At 45.5% G+C, this 24158-nt stretch carries 24 protein-coding genes; 23 read left to right on the forward strand and 1 reads right to left on the reverse strand.

Going from position 1 to position 24158, the window contains the following annotated elements:
* The first annotated feature begins 97 nt into the window (after nt 1-97).
* From ACHBIF_RS04580 to ezrA, 16 genes are all read left to right on the forward strand, one after another.
* Nucleotides 98-1126, forward strand: coding sequence for a YeiH family protein (locus tag ACHBIF_RS04580; protein WP_394718972.1), 1029 nt, complete (start codon nt 98-100; stop codon nt 1124-1126).
* Nucleotides 1127-1274: 148 nt separating this feature from the next.
* A complete protein-coding gene (truB, locus tag ACHBIF_RS04585) occupies nt 1275-2150 on the forward strand; it encodes a tRNA pseudouridine(55) synthase TruB (RefSeq protein ID WP_394719006.1) in 876 nt (291 codons plus the stop codon).
* A gap of 33 nt (nt 2151-2183) precedes the next feature.
* On the forward strand, nt 2184-3107 hold the full coding sequence (locus ACHBIF_RS04590; protein WP_394718974.1) for a bifunctional riboflavin kinase/FAD synthetase: 924 nt from the start codon (nt 2184-2186) through the stop codon (nt 3105-3107).
* Nucleotides 3100-3831 carry a potassium channel family protein gene (locus tag ACHBIF_RS04595; protein WP_105110984.1) on the forward strand — a complete coding sequence of 244 codons (732 nt, stop codon included), beginning with the start codon at nt 3100-3102 and terminating at the stop codon, nt 3829-3831. The genes ACHBIF_RS04590 and ACHBIF_RS04595 overlap by 8 nt, the downstream gene beginning before the upstream one ends.
* A 79-nt stretch (nt 3832-3910) precedes the next feature.
* Nucleotides 3911-4312 (forward strand): Spx/MgsR family RNA polymerase-binding regulatory protein, encoded by a 402-nt coding sequence (locus ACHBIF_RS04600; protein ID WP_105123231.1) that lies wholly within the window; start codon nt 3911-3913, stop codon nt 4310-4312.
* 6 nt (nt 4313-4318) lie between these two features.
* Nucleotides 4319-4597: a UPF0223 family protein gene (locus ACHBIF_RS04605; RefSeq protein WP_105123232.1), complete on the forward strand. Its 279-nt coding sequence runs from the start codon at nt 4319-4321 to the stop codon at nt 4595-4597.
* The gene (locus ACHBIF_RS04610) at nt 4587-5348 is read left to right on the forward strand and encodes an inositol monophosphatase family protein (RefSeq protein ID WP_394718977.1); all 762 of its coding nucleotides are present in this window, start codon (nt 4587-4589) and stop codon (nt 5346-5348) included. Before ACHBIF_RS04605 ends, ACHBIF_RS04610 begins: the two co-directional genes overlap by 11 nt.
* Nucleotides 5345-6646, forward strand: coding sequence for an RsmF rRNA methyltransferase first C-terminal domain-containing protein (locus tag ACHBIF_RS04615; RefSeq protein ID WP_394718979.1), 1302 nt, complete (start codon nt 5345-5347; stop codon nt 6644-6646). Before ACHBIF_RS04610 ends, ACHBIF_RS04615 begins: the two co-directional genes overlap by 4 nt.
* Before the next feature lie 136 nt (nt 6647-6782).
* Complete coding sequence (locus tag ACHBIF_RS04620) at nt 6783-7652, forward strand: phosphate ABC transporter substrate-binding protein PstS family protein (protein WP_172010043.1); 870 nt, start codon at nt 6783-6785, stop codon at nt 7650-7652.
* A 2-nt stretch (nt 7653-7654) separates the two neighbouring features.
* Complete coding sequence (gene pstC, locus ACHBIF_RS04625; protein ID WP_105110978.1) at nt 7655-8572, forward strand: phosphate ABC transporter permease subunit PstC; 918 nt, start codon at nt 7655-7657, stop codon at nt 8570-8572.
* Nucleotides 8562-9449, forward strand: a complete 888-nt coding sequence (pstA, locus tag ACHBIF_RS04630) for a phosphate ABC transporter permease PstA (RefSeq protein ID WP_105123236.1) — start codon at nt 8562-8564, stop codon at nt 9447-9449. The genes pstC and pstA overlap by 11 nt, the downstream gene beginning before the upstream one ends.
* A gap of 24 nt (nt 9450-9473) precedes the next feature.
* Nucleotides 9474-10277, forward strand: coding sequence for a phosphate ABC transporter ATP-binding protein PstB (pstB, locus tag ACHBIF_RS04635; RefSeq protein ID WP_105160662.1), 804 nt, complete (start codon nt 9474-9476; stop codon nt 10275-10277).
* 12 nt (nt 10278-10289) lie between these two features.
* A complete protein-coding gene (gene pstB / locus ACHBIF_RS04640; RefSeq protein ID WP_105110975.1) occupies nt 10290-11048 on the forward strand; it encodes a phosphate ABC transporter ATP-binding protein PstB in 759 nt (252 codons plus the stop codon).
* 30 nt (nt 11049-11078) lie between these two features.
* Nucleotides 11079-11735: a phosphate signaling complex protein PhoU gene (gene phoU, locus ACHBIF_RS04645; protein ID WP_105110974.1), complete on the forward strand. Its 657-nt coding sequence runs from the start codon at nt 11079-11081 to the stop codon at nt 11733-11735.
* 404 nt (nt 11736-12139) lie between these two features.
* Nucleotides 12140-14092 carry a DNA topoisomerase (ATP-hydrolyzing) subunit B gene (gene gyrB / locus ACHBIF_RS04650; protein WP_105110973.1) on the forward strand — a complete coding sequence of 651 codons (1953 nt, stop codon included), beginning with the start codon at nt 12140-12142 and terminating at the stop codon, nt 14090-14092.
* Nucleotides 14093-14190: 98 nt separating this feature from the next.
* On the forward strand, nt 14191-15915 hold the full coding sequence (gene ezrA / locus ACHBIF_RS04655; RefSeq protein WP_394718984.1) for a septation ring formation regulator EzrA: 1725 nt from the start codon (nt 14191-14193) through the stop codon (nt 15913-15915).
* A gap of 212 nt (nt 15916-16127) precedes the next feature.
* Here ezrA and ACHBIF_RS04660 read toward each other — a convergent pair whose 3' ends face one another.
* Nucleotides 16128-18323, reverse strand: a complete 2196-nt coding sequence (locus ACHBIF_RS04660) for an LTA synthase family protein (protein ID WP_394719008.1) — start codon at nt 18321-18323, stop codon at nt 16128-16130.
* 194 nt (nt 18324-18517) lie between these two features.
* Here ACHBIF_RS04660 and ACHBIF_RS04665 point away from each other — a divergent pair, with 194 nt between their 5' ends.
* From ACHBIF_RS04665 to ACHBIF_RS04695, 7 genes are all read left to right on the forward strand, one after another.
* A complete protein-coding gene (locus ACHBIF_RS04665) occupies nt 18518-19678 on the forward strand; it encodes a class I SAM-dependent rRNA methyltransferase (RefSeq protein WP_394719010.1) in 1161 nt (386 codons plus the stop codon).
* Nucleotides 19675-20349: a type I 3-dehydroquinate dehydratase gene (gene aroD / locus ACHBIF_RS04670; protein WP_172062066.1), complete on the forward strand. Its 675-nt coding sequence runs from the start codon at nt 19675-19677 to the stop codon at nt 20347-20349. The genes ACHBIF_RS04665 and aroD overlap by 4 nt, the downstream gene beginning before the upstream one ends.
* A gap of 1 nt (nt 20350) precedes the next feature.
* Nucleotides 20351-21517, forward strand: a complete 1167-nt coding sequence (gene aroC / locus ACHBIF_RS04675; protein WP_172062067.1) for a chorismate synthase — start codon at nt 20351-20353, stop codon at nt 21515-21517.
* A gap of 7 nt (nt 21518-21524) precedes the next feature.
* Nucleotides 21525-22628 (forward strand): prephenate dehydrogenase, encoded by a 1104-nt coding sequence (locus ACHBIF_RS04680; protein WP_394718987.1) that lies wholly within the window; start codon nt 21525-21527, stop codon nt 22626-22628.
* 9 nt (nt 22629-22637) lie between these two features.
* Nucleotides 22638-22976 carry a YlbF/YmcA family competence regulator gene (locus ACHBIF_RS04685; protein WP_105110968.1) on the forward strand — a complete coding sequence of 113 codons (339 nt, stop codon included), beginning with the start codon at nt 22638-22640 and terminating at the stop codon, nt 22974-22976.
* A 53-nt stretch (nt 22977-23029) separates the two neighbouring features.
* The gene (locus ACHBIF_RS04690; protein WP_394718989.1) at nt 23030-23641 is read left to right on the forward strand and encodes a DUF3885 domain-containing protein; all 612 of its coding nucleotides are present in this window, start codon (nt 23030-23032) and stop codon (nt 23639-23641) included.
* 200 nt (nt 23642-23841) lie between these two features.
* Entirely contained in the window at nt 23842-24147 is a 306-nt protein-coding gene (locus ACHBIF_RS04695) for a hypothetical protein (protein WP_394718991.1), read from the forward strand.
* Nucleotides 24148-24158 lie beyond the last annotated feature (11 nt).

The raw sequence follows: 24158 nt of genomic DNA on the forward strand, positions 1-24158 counted from the left end.
CTTTTCTAATGGGCCTGAGGTGTTTATCATCCCTCCCAGGCATTTTTTACAGAAAAAGAGTATAATGTTTGAAAAGTTTCCTTTGGGGGAGGTTAGGATGGAATTTAGGAGAAAAGCAGCTGGTATCGGTGTTTGTGCCATTATTGCCTTGGCCAGTCAGTGGCTGGGAAGTCAATTTCCGCTGGTTGGTGGAGCAGTCTTTGCCTTGATAATAGGACTGGTCTTAGCATTTTTTATCAAGGATAGCTATGTTTTGGATGCTGGATTGGCCTTTACATCTAAAAAAATATTGCAATATGCGGTTATTCTACTAGGGTTTGGTCTCAATCTGGGTGTCATCTGGGAGACTGGCAAGCAGTCCTTGCCTATTATCCTTGCGACGATTTCAACAGCCCTGCTAGTGGCCTATCTTGGGAACAAGTATTGTGCGATTGAAGCGCCGATTGCAATCCTGGTCGGAGTTGGTTCTTCGATTTGTGGGGGTTCTGCCATTGCAGCAACAGCGCCTGTTATCAAGGCCAAGGATGAAGAGGTTGCCCAAGCCATCTCGGTGATTTTTTTCTTTAATCTCTTGGCAGCACTGCTATTTCCCAGTTTAGGACAAATCCTGGGATTTTCCACCCAATCGGGTCAAGAATTTGGCTTGTTTGTAGGAACTGCCATCAATGATACCTCCTCTGTCACAGCGGCAGCAAGCACCTGGGATAATCTTTACCAGCTGGGAAGTCAGACCCTAGATACAGGTGTAACAGTCAAATTGACACGAACTCTGGCCATCATACCGATTACTCTTGTTCTGGCCATTCTGCAAGCCAAAAAAGCTCGGTCCAGCCAGTCAGATTTCTCGCTCAAAACGGTCTTTCCGACCTTTATCCTCTTTTTCCTTGGGGCCAGTCTTTTTACGACGATTTGGACTGGTCTGGGCTATTCTCAAGCAATTTTTGCGCCCATCAAGGATTTGTCTAAGTTCTTCATCACCATGGCCATGGCAGCGATTGGACTCAAGACAGACCTGCTTCATCTGCTCAGGACAGGTGGAAGAGCCATTCTGCTAGGGGCCAGCTGCTGGATTAGCATTACCTGCATCTCCCTCCTCTTGCAGTATCTGCTAGGGATGATTGGCTAGTCAGGAATTTATAAACCTGTATTTACAGTTCAACACCTTTAACTAAGGAAATTTTCTAAATGACATTTACTTGTAAATACAGCTTCTTAGAAAGTAAGCGAGGACTTGCTCACAAGAGCGGTCCTTTTATGGTATAATTAAATCTATGATTTCAGGAATTATCAATTTAAAAAAAGAGGCTGGCATGACCAGTCATGATGCGGTTTTCAAGCTCCGCAAGATCCTACAGGAAAAGAAAATTGGCCATGGGGGGACCCTGGACCCAGATGTGACAGGTGTTCTACCCATTGCGGTTGGCAAGGCTACTCGCATGATTGAGTTCATGCAGGAGGAGGGCAAGGTCTACGAGGGCGAGATTACCATTGGCTACTCGACTACGACAGAAGATGCGTCCGGGGAAACTTTGGAGACGACGCCTGTTTTGGAAATAGCAGAGCAGGCAGTGGATGAGGCTATGGCTAGCTTTGTCGGTCGGATTACCCAGATTCCGCCTATGTACTCAGCTGTCAAGATCAATGGCCGTAAACTCTATGAATATGCACGAGCAGGAGAGCAGGTAGAGCGTCCCCAACGCCAGGTGGACATTTACAGCTTTGAACGCACTAGCCCTATTCAGCTGTCAGACGGCTGTGCCAGATTTACGTTCCGTGTCAAATGCGGCAAGGGAACCTATGTTCGGACCCTGTCTGTGGACCTGGGTGCCAAGCTAGGTTATGCCAGCCACATGTCCAAATTGGAGCGGACTGGTTCAGCAGGCATGTGCCTGGATGACGCCCTGACCTTGGAGGAAATAGCGGTCTTGGTTGCTAGAGATGATTTCTCCTTCCTTCGCCCCATTGAGCAAGGCATTGGTGATCTGCCGATTGTGACCTTGAATGAAGAGCAGGTGGCAGATGCTGGCTTTGGCCGTTTTCTCCAATTGGATGCCAGTGCAGACCGAGTAGCTGGCTTATATGAGGACAAGTTGATTGCTGTTTTTGAAAAACGAGACGACCTCTACAAACCAAGCAAGGTTTTTGCCTAGTTTTCGTCCAAAAATATGATAAAATAAACTGTTATGGAAATTATAGAGATAAATGATTACAGGGATTTGAACCAGCAGGAGCCTACGGTGCTGGTTTTGGGTTATTTTGATGGGATTCACCTGGGCCACCAGGCACTCTTGCAGCGGGCCAGAAAAATTGCGGATCAAGAGGGGTTGACCGTGACGGTTTTGACCTTTCCTGAGTCACCCAAGCTGGCTTTTGCCCGCTTCTCGCCGGACTTACTCCTTCATTTGACCAGCCCGGAGCAACGCTACCAGCTCTTGGCAGACCATGGTGTAGAACGGCTATTTTTGACGCCCTTTACCAGTGAATTTGCCAGCAATCAGCCGGAGCAATTTGTAGAACGCTATATCAAGGGGCTCAAGGCTCAGGTCTTGGTGGCAGGTTTCGACTATCATTTTGGCAATTGCAGAGCAGATGTTACGGCTTTGGCAGAACTGTTTGATGGTCGGGTTGAGGTTGTGGAGGCAGTGACCATGGGCGGTGAAAAAATTTCTTCCACCCGCATTCGCCAAGCTATTAAAGAAGGGAATGTCACCCTTGCTAATCAATTGCTGGGCTACACCTTTACGACTCAAGGCCTGGTTGTTCACGGGGATGCTAGAGGTCGAACCATTGGCTATCCTACCGCTAATTTGGCTCCTTACGATAGAGTTCATCTACCGTCGGACGGTGTTTATGTAGCAGATGTAGAGGTCGGTGGCCGACGTTACCGAGCCATGACCAGCGTAGGGAAAAATGTCACCTTTGATGGGACTGAACTGCGGATTGAGGCCCATATTTTTGACTTTGAAGACTTTATCTACGGAGAAAGCATGACTATTTTCTGGTTGGAAAAAATTCGTGACATGATTAAGTTTGATGGCATTGAGGCTCTGATGGAGCAGATGAAGAGTGATGAAGCCTATTCACTCAACTGGGGGCAGCATGATTAAAAAATGGGTCCAACACCCTATTTATGAAAAGGTCATGACCTATCTGGCCCTGGCCTACGTTCTTTTGATTGTCTTGGAACTGCTGGATACCAGCCTTGTGTATAATTCTGGCTTTCAGACCTTGGATTGGTGCCTCTGGTTCATTTTTGTAGTGGACTATTTCGTTCAGCTTTATTATGCAGAAGATAATCTGCAATATATACAGGACCATATCTTGGAATTGATTGCCATTATTCCCTTCGATTCGGTCTTTCGTTTCCTGCAGATTGGTCGGCTGGCGCGGCTTTTTCGCCTGGTCAAGGTTGCCCGCATTTTTGCTCTGTCCAATCGTTTCTGGGACACGCTCAATAAGCTCCTCCACACCAATAGCCTGTCCAAGGTTCTGATGCTCAATGTATCAGCTGTCCTAGTGGCCAGTGGGGTCCTGTCTATCATCGAGAAGAAGTCCTTCTTTGATGCCCTCTGGTGGTCTATTGTAACCATGACAACGGTTGGTTACGGGGATATTGTTCCTACGGATACTATTTCAAAAATTATGGCCATCCTCCTGATGTTGATTGGCATCTGCACCTTCGGTATGGTGACTTCGACCATTACCCGCTTTTTTACCGACAATGAGCGCGAGACCAAGATGGATATTCTCCTTGCCAAAATCGAGGAACAAGGTCTGAAGATTCAGGAGCTGGAGAAAAAAATCGACATTTTGATTAAGAAAGAGGAATAAATCCAGGAATAGCCTTGAAAACGTTCTAAAGTTACGATATAATATAAGTGATTAGGAATGTAGAAGGGAGCTGAAACAGATGATTACCTTGTTTTTATCGCCGAGCTGTACTAGTTGTCGCAAGGCGCGTACATGGTTGACCAATCATGAAGTCCCTTTTATTGAGCACAATATTATGACCAGTCCGCTGACTGCTGTCGAGCTTAAGCAAATTTTAGCCTTGACAGAAAATGGAACGGACGACCTCATTTCGACACGTTCTAAGGTTTTTCAAAAGTTGAATGTGGATGTCGATGACCTGTCCATTGGTCAATTGATTGAATTAATAGAAACCCATCCGAGTCTCTTACGTCGTCCCATTATCTTGGATGAAAAGCGGATGCAGATTGGGTTTAATGAAGATGAAATCCGTGCCTTCCTTCCTAGAAAATACCGTAAACAAGAATTAAAAAATGCTACATTGCGAGCAGAAATAGGATAAATTGATATGAACAAAAATTATTCATATCCACTTGATTTTTCGTGGAGCACAGAGGAGATTTCCTCCGTGCTTTCTTTTTTGAATCAGGTGGAGCTGGCCTATGAAAAGGGAGCTGATGCAGGACAGGTTTTGACAGCCTACCGTGCCTTCAAGGAAGTGGTTCCCAGTAAGGCCCAAGAAAAGCAAATTGACCGTGATTTTGAGGATGTTTCTGGCTACTCTAGCTACCGTGTAGTCAAGGCTGCCCAAGAAAGGCAGAAGGGGGTGGTCAGACTTGGACGCTAAATATCAGTTTGCCCTGACGATTGTCAAGGAAGCCGGGAACTTTCTCCTGGAACATCTGGACGACCAGTTGGAAATCACTGCAAAGACTAATCCCCAGGACTTGGTAACCCATGTGGATATGGCTATCCAGGAGCGTCTCAGTCAGGCTATTTTATCGCATTATTCTGACGACCATATCTTGGGTGAAGAAGGTGGCGATGTTTCCAGCATTGATACTGGTCATGTCTGGGTCATCGACCCTATTGATGGGACCACGAACTTTATCGCGCAGAAGGCGGATTTTGCCATTATGCTGGCTTATTTTGAAGAAGGAAAAGGGATTTTTGCGGTCATTTACGATCTCATGAATGATGAGATTTTGCATGGTGGTGCTAACTATCCTGTCAAGCTCAATGACCAACTCTTGCCTGCTCCCCAGAAGAAGGATTTTGCCTACAGTTTGCTGGGGCTAAATGCCAAGATTTATGCAGAAAATGCCTATGGTTTGCGGGATTTGGCCCAGCAAACCCTGGGGACGCGATCGGTAGGAAGTGCTGGGATTGGCTTTTTACAGGTTTTGAAGGGTCGTCTTCTGGCCTACGCCTCCTATATTTATCCCTGGGATTATGCGGCAGCAGCCATACTTGGTCAGGCCCTTGGGTTTAGTCTCCTGAGTTTGGAAAATGACCAGCCACTTTACCAGGGACGGGAGTATGTTCTCTTGGTGGCCGACGCCAATGTTGAAGAAGTAAAAAGGTATCTGACATCATGAATTTACCACAAGATTTTATTGATAAATATAGTGAATTGCTTGGACCAGAAGCCCAAGCATTTTTTGAGAGTTTTGACCAGCCAGCTGTTTCAGGGTTTCGTACCAATCCGCTTAAAGAGGCCCAGATGGAATTTGTGGATGCCATTCCGGACATGCCCTGGTCTTACTATGGCAAAGTTTCAGGAAAATCCCCTGAGCACGTGACAGGTCTGGTCTATTCCCAGGAACCGGCCGCTCAGATTGTCGGTCAAGTAGCTGCGCCTGCAAAAGGGATGAAAGTCCTGGACTTGGCGGCAGCCCCAGGAGGCAAGTCGACCCACCTGCTTTCCTATTTGGATAATACTGGCCTCTTGGTCAGTAACGAAATATCGACCAAGCGTTCCAAGATTTTAGCTGAAAATATTGAACGGTTTGCTGCCAGAAATGTTATCGTGACCAATGAATCAGCCGACCGTTTGGCAAAGGTTTTCCCTTCCTATTTCGATATGATTGTTCTGGATGCCCCCTGCTCAGGTGAGGGCATGTTCCGCAAGGATCCGGATGCCATTCAGTACTGGTCTGCGGACTACCCGGCCCAATGTGCGGCTCTACAGAGAGAAATCTTGGAGTCTGCAATAGAGATGCTGGCTCCCCAGGGACAACTGATTTATTCAACCTGCACCTGGTCGCCTGAGGAAAACGAAGAAATTGTAGCCTGGTTAGTAGAAGAATTTCATCTAGAGTTGGTGGATATTCCTAAAATAAATGGAATGGTGGAGGGCATTGGCTGTCCTGAGACGGCTCGTATGTATCCGCACCATTTCAAGGGGGAAGGGCAGTTTGTGGCCAAGTTCCGCTATGCCGGTCAGGGAAGAAGCAAGAAAGTCAAGTCTGGCAAGTCCAATCTCAACCGGGAACAAAGCCAGCTCTGGAAGGAGTTTGCGGAACAGCAGTTGCGGGTTCAGTTGGACGGTCTCCTGCAGGTCTTTGGCGACAATCTCTATCTCTTGCCTGCCGGTCTGCCAGACTTATCCAAGGTTAAGATTGCCCGAAATGGTCTTCATCTGGGCGTTTTCAAGAAGAAACGTTTCGAGCCAAGTTTTGCCCTTGGTCTTGCCCTGCATAGCCATGAGGTGAAAAAACGAGTGGACATTGGCTTGGATGATTTCACCGCCTATGTGGCTGGTCAGCCTCTTGAAGTGTCCAAGGATTTGCCTAATGGTTGGTATCAGGTAGCGGTTGCTGGCAATGGTCTGGGATTTGCAAAAATTGTCAATGGGACCTTGAAAAACAGCTTTCCCAAAGGCCTTCGTTTTTAAGAGATGCAAGCAGATTATTTTTGCAACTTGTACGGTTATATGTTATAGTGGAATGGTGGAAAAATCTTGTAAATTCTATGTAAAAAATACATAAAATAGAGGAGATTCCACTGAAAAATGTAAAGGAAAAAACGACATGAAAAAAAAGCATAAGCTAGGTATTGCAGCTTTATTTTTAGTTTCTAGTTTGGCCCTTTCTGCTTGCTCGTCATGGATTGATCGTGGAGAATCCATTACAGCAGTAGGGTCGACAGCCCTCCAACCCCTGGTTGAGGCGGCAGCGGATGAATTTGGCTCTGTCAACATCGGTAAGTCTGTCAATGTCCAAGGTGGTGGTTCGGGTACTGGTTTGTCACAGGTTCAGTCAGGAGCTGTCCAAATTGGTAACTCAGACGTATTTGCTGAGGAGAAGGATGGGATTGATGCCAGCCAGCTGGTGGACCATCAGGTAGCAGTTGCAGGTCTAGCGGTCATTGTCAACGAAGAGGTGACAGTAGACGACATCTCGACAGAGGACTTGCGTAAAATCTTCACTGGTGAGATTACCAACTGGAAGGAGCTAGGTGGTAAAGACCTTCCAATTTCCATTATCAACCGTGCAGCAAGTTCGGGTTCTCGTGCGACCTTTGACGGCATCATCATGCAAGGTGAAAAAGCCATTCAAAGTCAGGAACAGGATTCAAACGGGATGGTTAAGTCCATTGTAGCCCAAACGCCAGGAGCGATTTCTTATTTGGCCTTTGCCTATCTAGATGAGTCAGTTCATACCATTAAATTGAACGGGTTTGAACCGACGACTGAAAATGTAGCGACCAACGACTGGCCAATCTGGGCTTATGAGCACATGTACACCAAGGGCGAGCCTGAAGGTTTGACCAAGGAATTCTTGGACTACATGTATTCAGAAGAAGTCCAAGAAGGTATCGTTGCCAGCATGGGCTATATTTCGATGAATACCATGAAAGTTGAAAAGACAGCTGATGGCGTGGTCACAGAGAAGGAGTAGAAATGAAAAATCAACAACTTGAAAAAGAATTGTCAACCCCTTCTAAGAACTCTCGTTTAGAGAAATTTGGTCAAATTTTGACCTTCCTTTGCTTGAGCTTGATTGTCTTCATTGTTGCCATGATTTTGATTTTCGTGGCCCAACGCGGACTTTCGACCTTCTTTGTGGATGGCATTAGCATTGTAGATTTCTTGTTCGGTGACAAGTGGGAACCGGCATCCAAAACTTTTGGTGCCCTACCAATGATTTCTGGTTCCTTTATCGTTACCATCCTGTCAGCAGTGATTGCAACGCCGATTGCTATCGGAGCAGCAGTCTTTATGACAGAGATTTCACCAAAACGTGGTGCTAAGGTTCTCCAGCCAGTTATCGAATTGCTGGTCGGTATTCCATCAGTAGTTTATGGTTTCATCGGTTTGCAGGTGGTGGTACCCTTTGTCCGCTCCATCTTTGGCGGGACAGGTTTTGGTATCTTGTCAGGTGTATTCGTACTCTTCGTCATGATTTTGCCAACGGTAACCTTTATGACAGTGGACAGCTTGAAGGCCGTTCCTCGTCACTACCGTGAGGCAAGCTTGGCCATGGGTGCGACGCGTTGGCAGACTATCTGGCGCGTTATTCTGAACGCAGCTAAACCAGGTATTTTCACAGCTGTTATCTTCGGTATGGCCCGTGCATTTGGTGAGGCCTTGGCTATTCAGATGGTGGTGGGTAACTCAGCGGTTATCCCAACGTCCTTGACAACACCTGCTGCGACCCTGACCTCTGTCTTGACCATGGGTATCGGTAACACGGTAATGGGAACGGTCCAGAACAACGTCCTCTGGTCACTGGCCCTTGTCTTGCTCTTGATGAGCTTGGTCTTCAATATGATTATGAAATTTATTACGAGAGAGGGTAAGAAAAACTATGCACGCTAAGAAAATGGATAAACTGGCGACTGGTATTCTTTACTCTATCGCCACAGTTATCGTCGTTATTTTGACAGCCCTTATCCTCTTTATCCTACTAAGAGGGTTGCCTCATGTGGACTGGCATTTCTTGACCAGCAAGTCATCTTCCTATAAAGCAGGTGGTGGTGTTGGTATCCAACTCTACAATTCCTTCTTCCTCTTGGTTGTAACGCTTTTGATTTCAGTTCCTCTGTCAACTGGTGCTGGTATCTATCTAGCGGAATATGCTAAGAAAGGTCCATTGACCAACTTTATCCGTACCTGTATTGAAATCTTGTCCTCTCTGCCATCGGTAGTCGTTGGTTTGTTTGGTTACTTGATTTTCGTTGTCCAGTTTGAATATGGTTTCTCTATCATCTCAGGTGCCTTGGCCCTGACTGTATTCAACCTGCCACAGATGACCCGTAACGTTGAGGATAGCCTGCGCCACGTTCACCATACACAACGTGAGGCCGGTTTGGCCCTTGGGTTGTCACGCTGGGAAACAGTTCTCCACGTGGTCATTCCTGAGGCTTTGCCAGGTATTGTTACTGGTATTGTCCTTGCATCCGGTCGTATCTTCGGTGAAGCAGCAGCTCTGATTTATACCGCTGGTCAATCAGCTCCGGCCCTTGATTGGTCCAACTGGAACCCGCTCAGCGTTACCAGCCCGATTTCGATTTTCCGTCAGTCAGAAACCCTAGCGGTTCATATCTGGAAGGTCAACAGTGAGGGAACGATTCCTGATGCAACACAAGTATCTGCAGGTTCTGCAGCAATCCTCTTGGTATTTATCTTGATTTTCAACCTTTCTGCCCGTTATATCGGTAAGAAACTTCATGCGAAAATGACTTCTGCAGCATAAGCAGTCGACTTATAAGGAGAAAAAATGGCAGAATATAACTGGAATGAACGCCATATCATTACCTTCCCAGAAGAAAAAATTGCCCTTTCGACAAAGGATGTACATGTTTACTACGGTAAAAATGAGGCTATCAAGGGCATTGATATGCAGTTCGAGAAAAATAAAATCACAGCCTTGATTGGTCCGTCAGGTTGTGGGAAATCGACTTACCTTCGCAGTCTCAATCGGATGAATGATACCATTGATATTGCCAAGGTAACCGGCCAAATCCTCTATGAAGGAATTGACATTAACAAGTCAAACATGAACGTTTACGAAATCCGTAAGTACATCGGTATGGTTTTCCAACGTCCCAACCCATTTGCTAAGTCCATCTACAAGAACATTACCTTTGCCCATGAGCGTGCAGGTGTCAAGGACAAGCAAGTCTTGGATGAAATCGTGGAAACCTCGCTCAAGCAAGCAGCCCTCTGGGACCAGGTCAAAGACGATTTGCACAAGTCAGCCTTTACCTTGTCAGGTGGTCAGCAGCAACGCCTCTGTATCGCGCGTGCTATCTCTGTAAAACCACAGATTTTGCTTATGGATGAGCCAGCTTCAGCCCTGGACCCAATTGCGACGATGCAGTTGGAAGAAACCATGTTTGAACTCAAGAAGAATTATACGATTATCATCGTGACTCACAACATGCAACAAGCAGCCCGGGCCAGCGATTATACAGCCTTCTTCTACCTGGGTGATTTGATTGAGTATGATAAGACATCAAACGTCTTCCAAAATGCCAAACTCAAGTCAACCAGCGACTACGTTTCAGGACACTTCGGATAGAAAGGAGACACCATGACAACACCTATTTTACAAGTAAAAGATTTGTCTGTTTACTACAATAAGAAAAAGGCTTTGAACAGTGTCTCTATTGATTTCTACCCAAATGAGATTACAGCCTTGATTGGTCCTTCAGGTTCTGGTAAATCAACGCTTTTGCGGTCTATCAACCGTATGGGCGATTTGAACCCAGAAGTAACCTTGACAGGAGCTATTGATTACAACGGCAAGAATATTTATAGTCCACGCACAGATACTGTTGACTTGCGCAAGGAAATCGGGATGGTCTTTCAGCAACCCAACCCATTCCCAATGACCATTTATGAGAATGTTGTCTATGGTCTTCGTATCAATGGTATCAAGGATAAGGCCGTCTTGGATGAGGCAGTAGAACGTTCGCTCAAAGGTGCTTCTATCTGGGATGAGGTCAAGGATCGTCTCCATGACTCGGCCTTGGGTTTGTCAGGTGGTCAGCAGCAACGTGTTTGTGTGGCCCGTGTATTGGCAACCAGTCCTAAGATTATTTTGATGGATGAACCTACCTCGGCACTTGACCCGATTTCGGCTGGTAAGATTGAAGATACGCTCTATGGCTTGAAAGAAAAGTACACCATGGTTCTGGTTACCCGCTCTATGCAGCAGGCGTCCCGTATCTCAGACCGTACTGGTTTCTTCTTGGATGGCGACTTGATTGAGTACAATAAAACCAAGGAAATGTTCTTGAATCCAGCTCACAAGGAAACCGAAGACTATATTACTGGTAAATTCGGTTAATCTTCATTTAGATATAGAAAAGAGATATATATGTTAAGAGCACAATTTGAAGAAGAATTAGGAAAATTGCATAATCAATTCTATGCCATGGGGAACGAAGTACAGGCGCAAATCAACAATGCAGTCCGTGCCTTTACAACTCATGACCGTGAATTGGCTAAGGAAGTCATCGAGGCAGATAGCAAAATCAATGAATTTGAAGTCAAACTTGAGAAAAAGTCACTTGAAATCATTGCCTTGCAACAGCCTGTATCAACAGACTTGCGCCGTGTTATCACTGTCTTGAAGGCAACCAGCGACTTGGAGCGTATGGGAGACCATGCTGTTTCTATCGCCAAGGCGACTATCCGCATGAAGGGTGAAGTTCGTATCCAGATTGTTGAAGATGAAATCAAGAAGATGGGTAAAGAAGTCCGTAATCTGGTAGAAGCGGCTTTAGAACTCTACTTGAACGCATCAGAAATCGAAACAGCCTACGAAGTGGCAGCTCGTGATGAAATCATCAATAATTTCTACGCGACAATCCAGGAATTGACCACTGAAGAAATCAAGAAAAATCCGGACGCTTTGATTGCCGGACGTGATTACTTCCAAGTCTTGACCTACCTGGAGCGTGTAGGGGATTACGCGAAAAATATCTGTGAGTGGATGGTCTATCTCCGCACAGGTGATATCACAGAATTGTAAGAATAGCATAAACTATTGAAGTCTTTAGCATCCGTCTAGAGGCTTTTTTCTTGGGTTCTGTGTCTTGATTGTTGGGGTGAGAGTTAGGGTCTGCTTCTCAGGGGAATTGTCTGCTTTTAGTAGGAATTGGCGCTAAAATATGGTATAATGAAGGGTATTCGTTAGAATGTTTTAATACTCTTCGAAAATCAAAAATATCCGTCGTCAAGCGCATTGGTGAGTGAAAAGCCCCGGGGGAGGTTTTCAGCCTGTCGCCTTGAAACGAGAGAACGACAGAGTTCTACCTTCGGCGTTTTTGAGGCGAACAAGTTCGCTCTATTTCCAGCCTTCAACTGTTCCCCAAACAGTTGAAGCTAGGCTAGATTGATTTTCATTAAGTATAACTAGAAAAATAAGGGATGAACATGACAGAAGAAATCAAAGATTTACAAGAAAAAGCCCAGGAATATGATGCCAGTCAAATTCAGGTCCTAGAGGGACTGGAGGCTGTTCGCATGCGTCCGGGTATGTATATCGGGTCTACTTCTAAAGAAGGCCTCCACCACCTGGTTTGGGAAATCGTCGACAACTCGATTGACGAGGCACTGGCAGGCTTTGCCAGCAAGATTGAAGTCTTTATTGAGCCAGATAATTCGATTACGGTTGTTGACAATGGCCGTGGTATCCCGGTTGATATTCAGGAAAAAACAGGTCGTCCGGCCGTTGAGACAGTCTTTACCGTTCTCCACGCCGGTGGTAAATTTGGCGGTGGCGGCTACAAGGTGTCAGGTGGTTTGCACGGTGTAGGTTCATCGGTCGTCAATGCCCTGTCTACCCAGCTGGATGTCCATGTCTATAAAAATGGTCAGGTATATTATCAAGAATACCGTCGTGGTGAAGTGGTAGATGATTTGAAGGTCATTGGTGAGACAGACCGCAATGGTACTACCGTTCACTTTATTCCAGACCCAGAAATCTTCACGGAAACGACCGAGTTTGACTTTGCTAAGCTCAATAAACGTATCCAGGAATTGGCCTTCCTCAACCGTGGTTTGCAGTTGACCATCAGCGATAAGCGTGAGGGGCAGGAGCAGACCAAGGAGTACCACTATGAGGGCGGTATTGCCTCTTACGTGGAATATCTCAATGAAAATAAGGATGTCATCTTTGAGACGCCGATTTACACAGACGGTGAGATGGACGACATCACCGTCGAAGTGGCCATGCAGTACACGACCAGCTACCATGAAAATGTGGTCAGCTTTGCCAACAATATCCATACCCATGAAGGCGGTACCCATGAGCAAGGTTTCCGTACGGCCCTGACTCGTGTTATCAATGACTATGCTAAGAAAAATAAAATCCTCAAGGAAAATGAGGACAATCTGACTGGTGAGGATGTTCGTGAGGGTCTGACCGCCGTTATCTCTGTCAAGCACCCTGGACCGCAGTTTGAAGGTCAGACCAAGACCAAGCTGGGCAACAGCGAAGTTGTTAAAATCACCAACCGTCTCTTCTCAGACGCCTTTGCGGAGTTTCTTTTGGAAAATCCACAGATTGCCCGTCGAATTGTAGAAAAAGGCATTCTGGCCAGCAAGGCTCGTATTGCTGCCAAGCGGGCGCGTGAAGTCACCCGTAAGAAGTCAGGTTTGGAGATTTCCAACCTGCCTGGTAAATTGGCTGATTGTTCGTCAAATGACGCGACTAAGACAGAGCTCTTTATCGTCGAAGGGGATTCGGCTGGTGGTTCGGCTAAATCCGGTCGTGACCGTGAGTTCCAGGCCATTCTGCCTATCCGTGGTAAGATTTTGAATGTGGAAAAGGCCAGCATGGATAAAATCCTGGCCAACGAAGAGATCCGTAGTCTCTTTACAGCTATGGGGACTGGTTTCGGGGCAGATTTTGATGTTGAGAAAGCACGTTACCAAAAATTGGTCATCATGACCGATGCCGATGTCGACGGAGCTCATATCCGCACCCTTCTCTTGACCCTCTTTTACCGTTACATGCGTCCGATTGTCGAAGCGGGTTACGTCTATATTGCCCAGCCACCAATCTATGGTGTCAAGGTCGGAAGTGAGATTAAGGAATACATCCAACCAGGAGCCAATCAAGAACAAGAACTCCAGGCAGCCTTAGAAAGACATAGTACAGGACGTTCCAAGCCAACCATTCAGCGTTACAAAGGTTTGGGAGAAATGGACGATCACCAGCTCTGGGAAACAACCATGAATCCTGAAAATCGTCTTATGGCACAAGTTTCAGTAGATGATGCTGCTGAGGCAGATAAAATCTTTGATATGTTGATGGGAGACAAGGTTGAACCCCGTCGCGAGTTTATCGAGGAAAATGCGGTTTACTCAACATTGGATATTTAGAACATATTCACTGAAAAAAATTGTGCACTAGCTAGCAATATATGGTATAATAAGGCGATATATTCTAGTGAATCACTATACTATCTAAGGAGAACTACATGTCTAGAGGAACAATCTATTTAATCGTAGCGATTGTTGTCATTTTAATTGTTGCCTATGTAGCCTGCCTCATCATCCGTAAGAGAAACGAGCAGAAGTTGCTCCAGTTGGAGGATCGTAAGGAAGAGCTATTTAACCTGCCTGTAAATGATGAAGTGGAGCAGGTAAAGACCTTGCACTTGATTGGTCAGAGTCAAATTTCCTTCCGCGAGTGGAATCAAAAATGGGTGGACCTTTCCCTCAATTCATTTGCAGATATTGAGAACCATATTTTTGAAGCAGAAGGGTTTAACAATGCTTTCCGCTTTGTCAGCACAAAGAATGCTATTGACAGCATTGAGAGCCAGATTGACCTGATTGAAGAAGATATCACGTCAATCCGTCAAGGCTTGGCAGAGCTTTCCGAACAAGAAGAGAAAAATACTGGTCGTGTCAAATACGCCTTGGATATGTTTGAAGAATTGCAGGCAACTCTGCAGAAAAATTCAGGCAAGTACGGCGATACACTTCCAGAGCTTGAAAAGCAAGTTAAGAATATCGAAGTTGAATTTTCAGAATTCGTTATGCTCAATTCTTCTGGTGACCCGCTTGAGGCAGCTGAAATTCTGAACAAGACAGAGGAGCACATGATTGCCCTCAATCAAATCATGGATCGAATCCCTGCCTTGGTGGAGAAAGTGGATGTAGACTTCCCAGAGCAGTTGGAAGATTTGGAGTCTGGTTACCGTAAGTTGGTTGAGCAGAATTACCTGTTCACAGAGACAGACATTGAGTCGACTTTCCAGGAAATCCGTGTTGCTATTCGTGAAAATTCAGCCCTCATCGTGTCATTTGATTTGGATGTGGCTGAGGCTGAAAATACCCATATTCAAGAGCGCATTGACCATCTCTATGATGTATTCCAGAAGGAAATTGATGCTCACAAAGAGACAGTTAAAATCAGCAAAACCCTGCCCAAGTATTTGGAGCATATCCGCAGCAATTCAGATAAATTGACAGAAGAGGTTAACCTTCTTCAAGCTACCTACGTTTTGGCGGATAGCAAGGTTTCTCGTATTCAACAATTGGCAAATCGCTTGACATCACTGGATACTGTTGTGACAGAAGGTGTTGAAGATTTGGACAATCCTCAGGTAGCCTATTCAATTCTTCAGGAGCGCTTGGAACATGCCCTTGCAAGTTTGAAAGAAATTGAAGAAGAGCAGCTAGTTTTGGCAGACTATCTCAAGACCCAAGAGGATTCAGAAAAATCGGCTCGTATCAAAGCAAATCTCTACATTCATAAGCTGCACACCCTGAAACGCTTTATGGAAAAACGAAATCTTCCTGGTATTCCAGAATATTTCCTTTCAAGTTTCTTCCGTACCAGCGATCAGGTGGAAGCTTTGGCGGCAGAGTTAGAGTATTCTAAAATCAATATTGAAATCATCAATCGATTGTTAGAGAATGCGACCTATGATATGGAAAAATTAGAAGAAATCGCCTATTCAATCGTTCAGTATTCTACACTGACAGAGCAGTTGCTTCAGTATTCTAACCGCTACCGTTCGTTCGATGAGAATGTTCAAAAAGCCTTCAATCGTTCGCTTGCAATTTTTGAAAAAGATTTTGATTATCAAGCATCATTTGAAGAAATCTCATTTGCCTTGGAAGCAGTTGAACCAGGCGTTACAGAACGTTTTGTTCGTTCATACGAAAAGACTCGCGAAAGTATTCGTTATTAACAGAAGATTAAAGACTGAAGCAGTAGCTTCAGTCTTTGTTTGCGCTTTGGAGATAGCAGCGAAGCAATTGGATTAAGGTTGAAAGGACAGTTGTATAGGTGCAATCTACATAAAAAAACTCCTCAGAATGGTCATTCTAAGGAGTAGTGAAATATGTCAACAGGTTTCAAATTAATGACACAGGGAAAGGAAGTTAGCTTATCTCCCATTTCCTAATTCCCTGCGCTGGTGCTGGTTTCCGTTGTTGTGTCAGAATCATCTGTGTCGCTGGAAGTTGTCGCACTTGCCTCAGCTGTTTCTTTATGCAATTCCTGGTAGCTCGGTGCTTTAAAGAGACTGACGGTCGATTGTTTATTTTTTCGTGCCCAGAGGCTGGTTGACTCTTGACCAAGAGTTTCTTCTCTTTCTAGCATTTTTTTCAGGGAATCTTGATAGGAATAAGTTGAAACATCTGGGAATCCGATATCGGTTTTTAAGAAGCGGAAGAGATCGCCAGTTTGAATGGCATCGCTAGTTGCTAACTGAGAAGCTACCCGATTTTTTATATTTTCGATTTTAGCCAAAGTCGTTTCATCTGGATTGGTGAGTTCGATGCCACTATCGGTGTAGTAGAGCTTGCCGGCATAGGATGTATATTCTGGTGTAACAAAGGTATCTGCTGTTCGCATGGCAACAATCTGTTGTTTCTGCGGTGACAGTAAATCTTGTCCAACTTGTAGGAATTGACTGGTTTCAATGCCTAGTAAGTGCTCAATGGTTGGCAAGGAGTCTATCTCGCCACCGTAGGTCTCAATGATTCGTCCCTCTGTCATTCCAGGTACCACAATCATGTAGGGAACCCGTTGTAACATGGCGTTGTCGTATTCGGACCAGGTTTCTGGGTCCTTGCCAATGAGGGCAGCCAAATCCGGGTTACGGGAATTAGAAATACCGTAATGGTCGCTGTAGAGGACAATGATAGAATTTTCGTAGAGGCCACTTTCTTTCAGGTAGTCAAAGAAAGCCTTGACTGCTGCATCGAGATAGTTTGCTGTCGCAAAGTAGCTATTGATGGTCGCATCCTCTCCCTTGGCCAGTGGGAAGCCGACTTCGTCGCCGCTCAAGCTGGTTGTGAAGGGATAGTGATTGGATACGAGAATGTATTTGGCGTAGAATGGTTGCTGGAGAAGTTCCAGATACTGAATGGAATCAGCCAGGACAACCTTGTCATTGAGCCCGTATTGGAAGGAATTTTCTTCCGTCGGTTCTGAGAAGTAGGAAATATCAAAGAAGTTGTTGTATCCCCAGCGCTTGTAAGTGTTGTTTCGGTTCCAGAAGGTGCCGGTATTTCCGTGGAAGACAGCTGAGTCGTAACCGGCCAACTTGGATAGGATATAGGGAGCAGCTTGCTGGCTATTGCTTCCCCCATACTGGACCATAAAGGAACCCTGGTCGAGTCCGAATAAGGATGTATCCATCATGGTCTCAGCATCAGAGGTTTTCCCCGCTTTGACCTGGTGGAAGAAGTTTGAGAAAGCAAGGGTAGAGTTGGAATGGTAGAGGGAGTTGAGGAAGGGAGTAACCTCGTATTCCTGGCCGTCGACCTCTAGTTTGTAATCAATGATGAACTGCTGTAGACTTTCCAGGTGCAGGTAGATGACATTTTTCCCCTTGGCCTTGCCAAAAAATTCAGGATTTGGTGCTGCATAATTGGTTTGGATGAAGCTTTGCACAGGCTCCAAATCGGCTGCGCTGGCACCGGAACGGTCCTTCTCCGCAGAATAGGTCTGGTTGGCATTATAGCTTAAGTAGGCTGGTAAGCCCAGGGCCCGAACGATATAGGTATTGGAAAAACCGCGGGACAAGAGCTCTGGGCGATCAATTTCTGCTAAGAATAGGTTGATCGAAAAAAGCAGAACAGATAGTGACGTTAGGGCCAGAGCCTGTTTCTGAGGGAAAACTGAACGGTCTGAGCTTATTTTTTTAGCGCGAATCAGGAAAATCAGACCAACAAAATCTAAGAAATAAACTAGGTCCCAGGGACGAAATAACTTGGTCACTGCTTGTCCCTTAAACCCTTCGGAAACGCTGGAAGATGCCAAAATAGTCGAGACGGAGAAGAAATCTGAAAATTCTCGGTAGTAGACGGCATTTGCGAACAGCCAGGCAAAGAGGAGGAAGTAAATTGTCCCTGCCGTTGCGTAAAAGAGCTTGCAATTTTTGATATAGAGGGCCAGCCCCAGCAGCAGCAGCCCCAGTGGAATAGGGTTGATAATGGCAATCAGCAACTGGTAGGGGTTGGATAGGTCCAGGTTAAAGTCAACAAAATAGGCCCACAAGGCCTTGAGCCAATAGCTGGTCAGGAGAGCAAGAATAAAAGCCAGTCGGCCACTCAGGTGCTGTTTCATCCATTGGCTAATCTTTTTCACCATTCTAAAGTCCTCTCTGTTCTTTCAAAAAATTTTATATGCTCCTTCACACCGAAGGCAGATTTAAAAACTGGCTCTATATAAGAGTTCTGGTCTGTGAATATAGGTTCTTACCATTATACCACATTTTCAAAACATGCTTGAATTCTAGGAGATTTTTTGTGAATCGAATAATTTTTTGGTATAATATTTCCATGAAATTGATTCTACATCCCAAAGCTGAAAAAAGGCTAAAAAGAGGACTGCATGGTCTCCTGGAACACGATTTTTTGGTTCAACCGGAGCTGGACAAGTGGGTGGAACTCTATAATCAAGCCAATCAGTTTATTGGTCAGGCCTATATTTCCAAAGAGAATAAGGGCTATGGCTGGTTGGTTAGTTCTACCAAGCAGGCAGTGACAGAGGAATGGTTTGTCAAACTCTTTGAGACCGCCAAATCTAAGCGGCAGGCCTATTTCGATTCTGAGCAGACGACTGCCTTCCGTCTCTTCAATCAAGATGGCGACGGTTTTGGTGGTTTTACAGTGGATTTGTATGCTGACTATGCTGTATTCTCCTGGTATAATTCCTTTGTCTATGGCATCAAAGAGGTGATTATTTCTGCCTTTAGCCAGGTTTATCAAGAGCTTGCAGGTGCCTATGAAAAGATTCGTTTCAAGGGATTGGATTATGAGAGTGCACATCTATACGGTCAGGAGGCTCCAGATACCTTTACGGTTTTGGAAAATGGTGTCCGCTATCAAGTTTTCATGAACGATGGATTGATGACGGGAATTTTTCTGGACCAGCATGAGGTCCGTGGCACACTGATAGATGGTCTCGCAGCTGGAAAATCCCTGCTCAATATGTTTTCCTATACGGCAGCCTTCTCGATTGCGGCGGCTATGGGCGGAGCCAGCCAGACGACCTCTGTTGATTTGGCTAAGCGATCTCGGGAGCTGTCCCAGGCGCATTTTGAGGCAAATGGTGTGGATGTTGACCAACATAGCTTTGTGGTCATGGATGTTTTTGAATACTTCAAATATGCCAAGCGTAAGGGCTTGACCTACGATGTTATCGTTATTGATCCACCAAGCTTTGCCCGTAATAAAAAACAAACTTTTTCGGTTGCCAAGGACTACCATAAGCTGGTCAGTCAGGCGGTGGAGATTTTAGAGCCAAATGGTCATTTGATTTTGTCAACCAATGCGGCCAATCTTTCCCTGGAGAAATTCAAGGACCAGATTGAAAAAGGATTCGGTGCTGTCAAGCATCGCTATGTGACGACCTATCGTCTTCCGTCGGATTTTGTATACAATAAAAAAGATGAAAGTAGTAATTACCTAAAGGTCTTTACAATACAGGTGAAAAAATGAAAATAGTCGTTCCGATTATGCCTAGAAATTTAGAGGAAGTGGAAGCCTTAGACGTTGAGCGTCTGGCCGAGGCGGACTTGATTGAATGGCGGGCAGATTATCTGCAAAAAGAAGCTATCTTGACTCTTGCACCTGCTATTTTTGAAAAATGCAATGGTAAGGAAGTGATTTTCACGGTTCGTACGACGCGTGAGGGTGGCTATCTGGACCTAGATGACCAGGAATATGTGGACTTAATCAAGGAAGTTGCTGGACTTTACAAGCCTGAGTACATTGATTTTGAATACTATTCATATAAGGCCGTCTTCGACCAGATGCTGGACTTTCCAAATTTGGTGCTGAGCTACCACAACTTTGAGGAGACACCGGCCAACTATCTGGAAATCATGTCTGAATTGACTAGTCTATCGCCAGCTGTTGTTAAGATTGCTGTGATGGCTAAGTCAGAGCAGGATGTTCTGGATGTGATGAACTACACACGAGGTTTTAAAACCCTCAATGCAGAGCAGACCTTTGCGACGATTTCCATGGGTGAGCTGGGTAAACTCACTCGCATCGCTGGTCACATAACTGGTTCATGCTGGACCTTTGCAAGTTTAGATGAGGTTTCTGCGCCTGGGCAAATGTCCCTGGCCAATACCCGCAAGTTTTTAGAGATTTTGGAGAATTAGGATGAGATATTTAACTGCTGGAGAGTCCCATGGACCACGTTTGACGGCTATTATTGAAGGAGTACCTGCCGGCCTTCCATTGACTGCAGATGACATCAATGCGGACTTGATTCGCCGCCAGGGCGGTTATGGTCGCGGAAGTCGGATGAAAATCGAGACAGACCGTGTGGAAATCACGGCTGGTGTTCGTCATGGTAAGACGACTGGGGCACCGATTACGCTCAATGTGACCAACAAAGACCACCAGAAGTGGCTGGACATTATGGCAGTGGAAGATATTGAGGACAAGCTCAAGTCAAAACGCCGGATCAAGCATCCTCGTCCAGGTCATGCGGACTTGGTCGGCGGGATGAAATACCGTTTTGACGACCTTCGTAATTCCTTGGAGCGGTCATCTGCGCGTGAGACGACCATGCGGGTGGCGGTAGGTGCCGTTGCCAAGCGCATTTTGGCTGAGTTGAATATTGAAATTACCAACCACGTTGTCGTCTTCGGTGGCAAGGAAATCGACGTTCCAGATGGTCTGACTGTTGCAGAAATTCGTGAATTGGCTGCTAAGTCTGAAGTATCTATTGTCAACCAGGAACGTGAGCAGGAAATCAAGGATTACATTGATCAAATCAAACGCGACGGAGACACGATTGGTGGTGTTGTCGAGACAGTTGTCGGTGGAGTGCCTGCTGGTCTTGGTTCCTATGTACAATGGGATAGAAAATTAGATGCAAAATTGGCCCAGGCCGTTGTGTCTATCAATGCCTTCAAAGGGGCAGAATTTGGGGTTGGTTTCCAGGCCGGCTATCTAAAAGGTAGCCAGGTCATGGACGAAATCCTGTGGAATGCAGAAGAGGGCTATACTCGCCGCACCAACAATCTTGGTGGATTTGAGGGTGGTATGACCAATGGTCAGCCCCTGGTCATCAAGGGAGTGATGAAACCAATTCCGACCCTCTATAAGCCGCTTATGTCAGTGGATATTGACACTCACGAGCCTTACAAGGCGACGGTGGAGCGTTCCGATCCGACGGCTTTGCCAGCGGCGGGAGTGGTCATGGAGGCTGTTGTGGCGACAGTTCTTGCGACAGAAATCTTGGACAAGTTCTCATCTGATAACCTGGAAGAACTCAAGGCAGCTGTGGCTAGCCACCGTGACTATGTGAAGAATTTCTAGGAGTCTCATGACAAAAACGATTTATATTGCAGGCTTGGGGCTGATTGGTTCCTCTTTGGCCCTGGGTATTCGGAAGGCCCACCCAGATTACCGAATCATTGGCTACAATCGCGGTGAGCAATCGCGGCGCGTGGCTCTGGAGCGGGGCATGGTGGACCTGGCGACAGACAATTTTACCCAGTATGCAGGTCAGGCAGATGTGATTATCCTCTGTGTGCCTATCCAGCAGACTATCGAATTTATCAAAGAACTGAGCCAATTGGGCTTAAAAGAAAATGTCCTTGTGACTGACGCAGGTTCGACCAAGGTGGCCATTGTGGCAGCGGCTGAGGAATACCTGGCACCCAAAGGTATCAACTTTATTGGTGGACATCCCATGGCAGGTAGCCATAAATCGGGCGCTGAGGCGGCAGATAGCTTGCTCTTTGAAAATGCCTATTTTATCATGACGCCTTCTAGTCTGACCAAGCCAGATGCAGTGCCACGATTGACAGATTTGTTGTCGGGGACCGGCGCTCGTTTTGTGCAAATCGATGCGGAGGAGCACGACCGGGTGACCAGTCAGGTTTCCCATTTTCCTCACGTTTTGGCATCTAGTCTGATGAATCAGGCTGGGGACTATGCTCTGGAACATCCTTTCACTAATAATTTTGCGGCAGGTGGTTTCAGGGATATGACGCGGATTGCTGAGAGTGAGCCTGGCATGTGGACCAGTATTTTGGTGACCAATCCAGAGCCGATTCTGGGACGGATTGAGGAATTTAAGGCGAGATTGGACCAAGTAGCTCAGCTATTGTCCACAAAAGACCAGGATGCTATCTGGGAGTTTTTCGACCATGGACGGAAGATGCGCAAGGCTATGGAAATTCATAAGCGGGCTGGTGTGGATTCCTTCTATGATTTGTTTATCAATGTTCCGGATGAGGAAGACACGGTCTTGAAGGTGCTGGAGGTCCTGCGAGGAATTTCTATCGTCAATATCCGTATCAACGAGGAAAACCGTGAGGATATTTACGGTATCTTGCAAATTACGTTTAAAAATAAGGAAGATTTGGAGGATGCTGCTGGACGGTTGCGTCAGCAGACGGACTACCAAATCCACCTAGATTAGGAGAAAATTATGTCAACAAATATCTATGATATTGCCAATGAGTTGGAGCGTGCTATCCGCAATTTGCCTGAATACAAGGCGGTTGAAGCGGTTAAGGTGTCTGTGGAAGCCAATCCAGAAGCCAAGTCTATTTTGGAAGGCTACATTGAGTTCCAAAAGTCTATCCAGGCTAAATTGCAGGCTGGTGACATTCCGACTGAAGTGGACCAGAAAAAGATGCTGGACTTCAATAAGCAGGTTCAAGGTAACGCTCTTTTGACAGAGTACTTCAGCAAGCAACAGCAGTTGGGAACCTACGTGGCTGATTTGGAGCGGATTATCTTCACACCGCTGAATGAATTGTTATAAGAGAAATTAAGTATGTCATGAAAATGGCATGCTTTTTTGAAAGGTAGCAAACGATGATTTTTAATAACTGGATCAAGGAGTTTCGATTAGAAAACAAGCCATTGGTAGGTCCATTTTTCTATGCGACCCCTCTGGCGCTCCGATTTGAGATTGGACCTGCAGATGAGGCTGAAATGCTTCCCAGAAAAGTCTATCTGGATAGGGCTTATGCGCGTGCGGTTGATTTGATGGAGCAAGCAGCTTCAGAATACGATTACTTAGTTCTCTCCCTACTTCATGAGGAAGGAAGAGAGATTGACACCTACCTCTGGCATTTTATATCGAAATTTAACTTTAACAAGTGTCCTGAACCTGACTTGGTTGAAGTGGAGGACTGTACGGGAGAAGTGCTGGTCTATGAACGCTATCTTTTTCCGGTCGCTGACCAAGATTTGAAAGCTCTCTTGTGGGAGATTATCAAGGCTGACCATGGTGGCTTTAACTACCTTTCTGCTTCTCTTATCTTTCTATCTAGCAAGGAAAAGGTTTTGTATCATTGCTATGATGATAGGGGAGTGGATATTGCGGTGGTGGATGATGACAAGCGTCGCCAGCTCTTTACAGATTGCCATGACCTTCTTTTTGACTATGATATGGAGGAGATGGAGAGGAGGATGGATTTTTAAGCAAACTAATATAAAAATGCCCATGATATACTACGTATACCATGGGTTTGACTTTCAGTCAAACCCTAACAACAACAGTCCTATCACAAAATAAGATTAGGAATCTGAATGGTGTATTTAGTATAATAACGTGGGTTATTTTTTTATCAAACGCTCCTTTTGTACTAATACAAATGTGTTAGGAAAAGCTAGGAGATCTTATGGCAAAGTTTGATATTATTACAATCGAAGACAAGATTCAGCAGTTATTGGAGGATGGTTTTGACCAAGCTTCTTTTATCTATGACTTCTTGTCTTTTTATGATATTTCAAAAACAGCTATCACCCGCATCCGTAAAGAACAAAGTGGTGAAATCAAGAATAAGCTCTATTTCAAGACTGTTCCAACTGACAAGTCGGTTGTGGCAGGTGTTGCTGAGATTGAAGAAGCAATCAAGGATAAAAAATCACAACTTAGAATGAGATATTTCATAAATTATAAAGTGTGTGAGGTTGAAAATACGTAATATGAATAGGC

Source organism: Streptococcus sp. A11 (assembly GCF_043674225.1).
In the GTDB taxonomy this organism is placed as follows: domain Bacteria; phylum Bacillota; class Bacilli; order Lactobacillales; family Streptococcaceae; genus Streptococcus; species Streptococcus suis_V.